The 8,444-nt window shown below is 37.6% G+C and carries 9 protein-coding genes; 3 read left to right on the plus strand and 6 right to left on the minus strand.

Annotation, left to right across the window (positions count from 1 at the left end; translation table 11 throughout):
- Window positions 1–519: DEAD/DEAH box helicase family protein (locus RT405_RS02025; RefSeq protein WP_313467197.1), on the minus strand; the 519-nt coding region annotated here is incomplete at its 3' end.
- A gap of 89 nt (window positions 520–608) precedes the next feature.
- The gene (locus RT405_RS02030) at window positions 609–1,460 is read right to left on the minus strand and encodes a DegV family protein (RefSeq protein WP_313467133.1); all 852 of its coding nucleotides are present in this window, start codon (window positions 1,458–1,460) and stop codon (window positions 609–611) included.
- A 251-nt stretch (window positions 1,461–1,711) separates the two neighbouring features.
- On the opposite strand from RT405_RS02030, the gene RT405_RS02035 reads away from it, so the two are divergent.
- Window positions 1,712–2,356 carry a YigZ family protein gene (locus tag RT405_RS02035; protein ID WP_313467135.1) on the plus strand — a complete coding sequence of 215 codons (645 nt, stop codon included), beginning with the start codon at window positions 1,712–1,714 and terminating at the stop codon, window positions 2,354–2,356.
- Between the two features lie 197 nt (window positions 2,357–2,553).
- Complete coding sequence (locus RT405_RS02040) at window positions 2,554–3,615, plus strand: LCP family protein (protein ID WP_313467137.1); 1,062 nt, start codon at window positions 2,554–2,556, stop codon at window positions 3,613–3,615.
- Between the two features lie 52 nt (window positions 3,616–3,667).
- On the opposite strand, the gene RT405_RS02045 is transcribed toward RT405_RS02040, so the two are convergent.
- Window positions 3,668–4,747: an MraY family glycosyltransferase gene (locus RT405_RS02045; RefSeq protein WP_313467199.1), complete on the minus strand. Its 1,080-nt coding sequence runs from the start codon at window positions 4,745–4,747 to the stop codon at window positions 3,668–3,670.
- Window positions 4,748–4,884: 137 nt separating this feature from the next.
- On the opposite strand from RT405_RS02045, the gene RT405_RS02050 reads away from it, so the two are divergent.
- On the plus strand, window positions 4,885–5,913 hold the full coding sequence (locus tag RT405_RS02050) for an LCP family protein (RefSeq protein ID WP_313467139.1): 1,029 nt from the start codon (window positions 4,885–4,887) through the stop codon (window positions 5,911–5,913).
- A gap of 74 nt (window positions 5,914–5,987) precedes the next feature.
- Here RT405_RS02050 and RT405_RS02055 read toward each other — a convergent pair whose 3' ends face one another.
- The 3 genes from RT405_RS02055 to nagA all read right to left on the minus strand — a co-directional run.
- On the minus strand, window positions 5,988–6,701 hold the full coding sequence (locus RT405_RS02055; RefSeq protein ID WP_313467141.1) for a GntR family transcriptional regulator: 714 nt from the start codon (window positions 6,699–6,701) through the stop codon (window positions 5,988–5,990).
- Window positions 6,702–6,711: 10 nt separating this feature from the next.
- Window positions 6,712–7,416, minus strand: coding sequence for a glucosamine-6-phosphate deaminase (locus tag RT405_RS02060; RefSeq protein ID WP_313467143.1), 705 nt, complete (start codon window positions 7,414–7,416; stop codon window positions 6,712–6,714).
- Between the two features lie 30 nt (window positions 7,417–7,446).
- Window positions 7,447–8,444, minus strand: a 998-nt coding sequence (gene nagA, locus RT405_RS02065; protein WP_313467145.1) for an N-acetylglucosamine-6-phosphate deacetylase, incomplete at its 5' end; no start/stop codon positions are given.

Consider the following 8,444-nt stretch of genomic DNA (forward strand, 5'->3'; position numbering starts at 1 on the left):
GACTTTTTGAAAAGCACTTTTTAATCTGGGGGCCAATTCCAGACAAACATCGACTCGCGGAGAAGCAATACAAATTCTTTTTTTAGATCGTAACGCCACTTCAATTCCTTTAAAAATCATTTCTGTCTTTCCCGCTCCCGTAGTTGCCCAGACCAGTCTTTTTCCGTCCTTTTCGATCGTAGCAACAAGTTCTTTTGATGCTTCTTGCTGTTGTCGGGATAACGTTCCATCCCAAGTAAGAATCGGTTCTTCTAATGGAGGAAACTGGTTTTGTTCTTTTTCAGTATACAAAATACTGCAGCGTTTGATTTTTCCCATCTGTAAGCAATTTGTACAGTAATAACAGTCTGGCCCGCAGGAACAAGGCGCGGCTTGTCTTTTACTTCGCTCGCTCGTGCCGCATCTTCTACACGTGAGCTGTCCATTTAACTCGAAAAAACCTGATACTTGACTGACCGATCTCAACCCTGCTAACGGCTCGTTTATTTCTTCTAAAAGTACTTCTCGTCCGCTTAACATCAACACCAAACCTTCCCACCTTTCTGCTCTCAAAGTAAAAGTACGCAAAAAAAAACAAAGTAGTTAAACTACTCTGTTTTTTTTAGATCCTATTTTGTTCGGTCTGCTACCCACGTCATGCCTAATGCTCCTTCGCCCAAATGAGTGCCGATTACCGGGCCGAAATGGCTTAATTCAAAGCGAACATCTGGAAAAGCTGTTTCCAACTGTTCTTTCCAAGCCTTAGCATGGTCTTCCGCGTTGCAATGAATAATGGTTGAAACGATGGGATAGCCGATTGTAAGGTCATCGGCCAGCAAATTCTCAATCCGTTTTAAAGCTTTTTTCGATGTTCGAATTTTTTCAAATACTACGATTTGTTTATTTTCAAAATATAGAATCGGCTTTATTTTTAGTAATGATCCAATCATGGCTGCTCCGTTTGACAAGCGTCCGCCGCGTACTAAATGGTTCAAATCATCCACTAAAAAATAAGCTTTCATGGTTTCTTGCATTTCTGCAAATGCTTGGAAAATTTCTTCAACACTTGCTCCTGCTTTTGCCATGCGAGCAGCTTCTAAAACGTAATAACCTTGAGCAGAACAACTGATTTCCGAATCAAAGGGATAAATAGCAATTTTTTCCATCATGTTGGCTACACTTACTACGTTTTGATAAGTTCCGCTGATTCCACTAGACAAGTGGATACTAATAATGGCATCATATTCTTCAGCAAGTTCAGTGAATAAGGTAATAATTTGCCCAGTTGTAGGTTGCGAACTGGTCGGTAAAGATTCCATTGTTTTTACTTTTTTAAAAAATTCTTTACTTTGGATATCCACTTCTTCTAAATAAACAGTATTATCTATTACAACAGAAAGTGGCAATTTATAAATTGAATTTTGTTCATACTGCTCTTTAGTTAAATAAGCTGTACTATCGGTAACTATTGCAATTTTCAATTTTACACCACGCGCCTTTTTCTTTTTGTCTTCAACGTTCAAATAAAGATTATACCACATCTTGTGTACCAAAAAAGAAGAAGTTTGTTTTCTTAAGAGTTTGTTCACAATAACTGGTTTCTATGACTAGCTTAATCGTTTATGAAAGTTGATTGCCACTTTCTCTCTTCGCTTGTTCATTTCTATTCCTCAAGGTAAACTGGAGAAGAAGACGTTCATAAGTCGTTTATTTATAAAAAGGAGTGTTTAGGTTGCTGAATAGCTATTATACTATTGAAAAAGATGGGATAGTTGAAATTGAAATAAAAAAATCACGTTTTATTTGCCATTTAAAACGTGTTACAACGGAAGCCGAAGCTCAAGTTTATATCCAAATCCTAAAAAAAGAACATGTGAAAGCTAATCATAATTGTGTTGCTTATTTAATTGGAGACCATAATGAAATCCAACGCGCTTACGACGATGGTGAGCCTAGCGGAACGGCTGGCGTTCCTATGTTGGAAGTTTTAAAGAAACAAGAATTGAAAAATGTTGTGGCTGTTGTAACACGCTATTTTGGCGGAACAAAACTAGGAGCAGGCGGCCTTATCCGAGCTTATGGAAAAGCAGTCAGTACGGCTCTTGAAGAAGTTGGCGTAGTAGAACGAAAGCTACAAACCGAAATGAAAGCGACGGTTCAGTATCCTGCTTCTGGAAAATTAGAAAATGATTTAAGAGAATCTGCTTATCGGATCAAAGAAATTCTTTATACAGACCAAGTTACTTTTGTTTGTTTTGTAGATGAAGCTGAAATCAACGTCTTTCAAAAAGAAGTAATCGATTGGACAAATGGACAAGTAGCTTTTTCCAAAGGCGAAAAAAGCTACCACGACTTAAAAAGAACCCCTGCTCAGTAAAAAAGAAGCTATTACTAAAGAAGATCCGATTAAAAGTTTGGTACTTTAGCGTTTTTGTATATGGGTATTTCTCTGGCTCTCCATTATAAAGTTTAAGAAACTGTTATTTTTTTGAAGAAACTTCCACAATTTTTTTTGTTGTGATAAAATGATTAAGACTATTTTTAGTACAGTGCTCTAAACAGAGGAGAATGATTTTGAGAAGACAAAAGAAGACTACGCAATCTACTGCACCTATGCGGCAACCTAAACAAAAAAAGAAAAAAACGATTCTACTATTCTGCTTTTTATTGCCTATTATGCTGATTATTTTAGCAGGAGCTGTTTATTTCGCTAAACTATACGCTACTGCTCAAAATGCTGTCGATTCATCTTATCATACGCTTGAACGTGAAAAGACGATTGAAGTAAATCCTTTAACAGAAACAACTTCTATTTTGATTATGGGGATAGATGACAATGACAGCCGAGATCTTGGAAGTGCACGGACAGACTCGTTAATTTATTTAACCATTGACCCAACTAAACACAAAGTCAATATGATCAGTATTCCGCGAGATACGTATACAGATATTGTTTACCAAGATACGGTTTACAATAAAGATAAAATCAATGCAGCTTATGTCAAAGGAGAAGAACAGGCTACGATTGAATCTGTTGAGCACCTGTTAAATGTTCCTATTCATTATTATGTTACCTTTAATTTTGATGCATTTTTAGAGATTATTGACGCTTTGGGCGGAATCGAAGTCGATGTACCGATTACTTTTTCTGAACAAAATGCTGCTGGTATCTTAGACCAAATCCATCTTGAAAAAGGATTGCAAACATTAAATGGTGAACAAGCATTAGCTTTGGCCAGAACTCGGAAAATCGATAATGATGTCAAACGTGGCGAAAGACAACAATTGCTTATTCAGGCAATTGTCGACAAGGCTCTATCTGTCGGCTCTATTTCAAAATACTCTAATGCCATTACTGCTGTTGGTAAAAACATGAGAACTGATTTGCGTTTTGATGATATGCTAGGTATCGCTCAAACCGGCTTAGATGGAAAATACGAATTTGAAAGTTATGTATTCGACTGGACGGACTTTATGTTGGGCGGAGCCAGTATGGTCGAGCTTTACCCGGACAGTGTTGATTTTATCAGCCATCGTTTGCGAGTGGCATTGGGCTTAGATATAGCTGACGAACGGGATGCATCAGATTACGAATTTCAAACAAATGGCTTATCAAATTATTATGGAGATTATTGATGCTGATAAAAAAACCACTAAATTCTCTCTCTATTGAGAATTTAGTGGTTTTTTATTCTTTTTTATTTAGATTTTTTGCAAATTTTCTTAAACGGTTTAACAACGGCTTGCTGTTGTGTCCAACTAATCCAATAGATTCCACAAACAACTCTAATCCAAAAATCAATCCGATCGTCAAAAGAACTGAACCCCACAGAGTAGAGATTGGATACATTAAAGCAATCACTGAAAAGATAGCGGCAAGGCAGTAAATGGCCAGCACAGTTTGCCGGTGAGTCAATCCTAACGCCATTAATTGATGGTGCAAATGCATCTTATCTGCGCTTGATATGGGTTTTTTGTTTAAATACCGTCTTAACATCGCATAAATCGTGTCTGTAATTGGAATTCCTAAAATCACGACTGGAATGATCAATGAGATCAATGTAGCGTTTTTTAATCCTTGCAATGACATGACTGCAATCATAAACCCTAAAAACAAAGCACCTGTATCTCCAAGAAAAATCCGGGCCGGGAAAAAATTATACGGCAAAAATCCGGCTAATGCCCCAACCAATACGAAGATCATAATAGAAACAACTGCATTTTCCACAGTTAAAAAGAAGTAGCCGATAACTCCCATTGTTGACAACGCAATAATCGAAACCCCTGTTGCTAAACCATCCAATCCATCAATCAAATTAACTGCATTGGTAATAGCTAAAATCCAAAGAATGGTAAACGGCAAACTAAACATACCAATGGAAAAAGAACCAATGATGGGTAAGGTGACCACATCGATACGAATATCTGCACCAAAATAAGTAACTAATGCAGCAATGGTGATGCCCAACATCTTCATTCTAGGTGTCAATTCGATCAAATCATCCACAATACCAGTCAATAATACGACGGTAGCTGCTAAAAAGGTTGGCACTATTTGCCAAAGCGGGATTGGCAATAAGACAAACAGAGCAAAAAAGAAAGAGAGATAAATGGCTAAACCACCCATCGTCGGGACTTCCTTTAAATTGATCCGCCTTTCACCAGGCAGGTCGACAGCCCCTATTCTTAAAGCAAATTTACGAATCAAAGGTGTCAGTATCAAGGATAAAATGGCAGTCGCTACACACGTAACGATAACTAAAAACATATCATACATTCAGAAATAACCTACCTTTAATTCCTATTTTAGTCTAATTATACAAACTTAATTCCAATATTACAATTGCATTCTGATAAGTAATCATCTACACTGATAGAAAATGATAAAGATAGAGGAGTAAAATAATGCGTTTAAGCCGAATGAAAGAAAAGAAAAAAAAGAAACGAACTTATACTTTTCTGATTGCACTTGCTGTCCTCATCTTAGCTGGAGCAGTCTATGTTACTTACTTAGCCTTATCTACTGGCGACTTTTTGGATACGATCCAAGGAAACGATTTGCCAGAAACTGCTATGAATGCTGATGAAAAAATTGTTTTATCTAATAAAGATCCTTTTTCTGTTTTATTATTAGGAGTTGACAAACGACCGGGAGACATCGGTCGCGCTGATTCCATTATGGTTGCTACAATCAACCCGGAAACAGAAGATGTACGGCTGCTTTCTATTCCCCGCGATACTCGCGTAACGTTGCCTAATGGCGAAGTGGATAAAATCAATGCAAGTTATGCTTATGGTGGAATACCAATGACAGTCGAAACAGTTGAAAGTCTGTTGCAGATTCCTATTCACTATTATGCTCAAATCAATATGCAAGGTTTAGTTACGCTTGTTGATGCACTTGGGGGCGTAACAGTTGATTCACCCTTAGAATTTGATGTCCAAGATATTGATGATAAAGAAGGCGAGATCCACATCGACAAAGGCATTCAAAAATTGAATGGAGATCAAGCTTTAGGTTATGCACGGATGCGTTATGATGACCCAGAAGGCGATTGGGGCAGACAAAAAAGACAACGAGAAGTAGTCACTGAAATTATTAATGAAACCATTTCAATTAAAAGTTTGACTAATTTCAGTAAAATTTTTAATGCTGTTGGCCCTAATATCAAAACCAATTTCAAAGGACGTGACTTATGGGCTATCGCAACCAACTACACTAGTGCTGCCCAACACATTGAAACCTTGCAATTAGAAGGCGTAGAAGAGTATGAATACTTTCCAAGTTATGGACAAGATGTCTTCCTCTGGAAACCAGATGAAGAAAAATTAGTTGAGCTGCAACAAAACCTTAGACAGCATTTAAATCTGGATCAAACAGATTCTAGTGAATTTTCAGGATTTTCTTCAAGCTCAGCTGTTCTTTCAGAATAAGACCTAACTAAAAACAGTTCAACGATAAGATCATATTCTTATCGTTGAACTGTTTTTTTATATGAAAGAAGAGTTTATTTGTTTTTTTCAAGGTAAAATTCAAACCGTTCGCCGACATATTGAGATCGAACATATTCAAAGGGCAGACCTTCTGTTGAATAACTGATTTGTTTCAACCGTAATATTGCTTCTCCTCGTTTGATTTCTAAATATTCAGCGATTCTTTCCGAAGCCAGCATAGCTGAAACGGTCTGTTCTGCATGACCAACACGCAATCCTTTTTCATTTTCTAAAGCCTTATACAGAGAGCGCGTGATTTCTAATTTACTTAAATGTTCTACTAAATTGAATGGAATAGTGGCTACTTCAAAACAGATTGGAATACCATCTGCATACCGAATCCGTTCCATTCTTAAAACAAGCGTTTCTTCAGTCAACTTTAATTTCTCGGCTTCGCTTACACTTGCCGACTTCACATGATACGAAATCGTTTTACTAGTAGGTTTTTTCCCTTGAGACAGCATGATATCAGTAAAACTCGCAATTCCCACCATACTTTCCTGCACCTTCTTGCTTGATACATATGTCCCGGATCCTACTTTCCGTTCCAAGATTCCTTCATCCACTAAAGTTTGAACGGCTTGTCTTAACGTCATCCGGCTAACCTTAAACTGGAGAGCGAGGTCTCTTTCAGAAGGAATGCGTTCGCCAACTTTCCAAACACCTTCTTCTATGTCTTTACGCATTTGGTTATGAATTTGAATGTAAATTGGTGTTTCCTTCCCCATCTTCCTCCTCCTAGTGTTGGATTAATTTAGCAGCTGCTTCATCTACAATAATAACTACATTTGGGTGTTGTTGCAAAACACTAGCCGGTACTTCTGTTGTAACAGGGCCTTCAATTGTATTTTTAATAGCTTCAGCTTTTTCCTCACCAAATGCCATTAAAATAATTTTTTTAGCAGAAAGAATATTTTTGATCCCCATTGAATAAGCAAAACGCGGAACTTCTTCAACCGTATCAAAGTTACGTTTATTCGATTCAATAGTCGAATCGGTTAAAGCTACTTTACGTGTGGTTGAATCAAATGAAGTTCCTGGTTCATTAAATCCAATATGAGCATTCGTTCCAATTCCTAAAATTTGAATATCAATCGGGTGATTTTCAATAATTTGATTGTAACGGGCAGGTTCGCTGTTTTCATCCGCTAACCCGTCTGGCACGTAAGTTTCTTTAAATGGTTTATGTGAAAAAAGTTGTTCTTGCATAAAGTAATGATAACTTTGAGGGTTTTCTGGCGACAAGCCAAAATATTCGTCTAAATTGATAGAAGTCATATCGGTAAAATCAAGGTCGCTGGCTACCATTTCTTTATATAAAGTCACAGGTGTGCTGCCGGTTGCCAAACCCAATACTTTAGCATCTTGTTCCATGCCTTCTTTGATTAATTCAAATGCTTTTTTTCCGCCTTCGATGTTATCTTTTACAATAATTGTTTCCATTATTTTCCCATCCTTCGCTTTTCAATTTTTTTAAACCATTTCTCCAAAACTAATTGTGTGTTCAAGATTTAGATCCTGATCAAATACTACCATATCTGCATCTTTTCCGACTTCTAATGTTCCTTTTTGAGTTAAGCCAAATTCTTTTGCTTGGTTAACTGAACTCATTTTGACCGCATCTTCAATCCTGCAGCCTGTAAAGGCCATCATATTTTTAAAAGCATCTTTGAATTGCAATACACTGCCGGCTAATGTTCCATCTGCCAATCGAGCTTGTTTGTCTTTTACGAAAACTTTTTGTCCACCAAGCTCACTCTCTCCATCTGGCATGCCCTTAGCCCGCATCGAATCTGTAATCAATTCAATATGATCTGGACCAAGGATTTGATAAGCAATGTTTACCATATCCGGAGCAATATGGTAACCGTCAACGATCATTTCAGAATAAAGCTTTTCTAAAAAGGCATGTCCTGTCACACCCGGCTCGCGATGATGCAATCCTCTTTGAGCGTTATACAAATGTGTAACATGAGAAGCTTTTGAATCCATTAACTGTGCACGTGTTGCATTGCTGTGGCCCACTGAAAGGACGATATTGTGATCCGTACAATATTTTTCGAACTCAGTTGCATCACTAGTCTCTGGAGCATAAGTGACTAAGCGAATCAAGCCGCCGCTTAAGTCATTCCATTTACGCATCATTGCAGCATCTGGGGTTTTAATATACTCTTCTGGTTGTGCTCCTTTAAAATCAACCGAAACAAATGGGCCTTCAAGATGGATTCCTTGGATGACCGGATTGCGTTTAGCTGCTTCTTTAATAGCTACCATTGCTTTTTCAATATTTTGATACGATTGAGTCATTGTAGTTGCAAAATAGGAAGTGATGCCTTCTTGCTGCATTTTGTGTACCATTTGATCGATTTCTTCTGGGTTGCCATCCATACTGTCCCAGCCATAACCGCCGTGACTGTGCACATCAATAAATCCAGGGACAATCATTTTTCCTGCTGCATCTATTATCGTAT

The sequence above is a fragment of the Carnobacterium sp. genome, assembly GCF_032094055.1.
Taxonomy (GTDB): domain Bacteria; phylum Bacillota; class Bacilli; order Lactobacillales; family Carnobacteriaceae; genus Carnobacterium_A.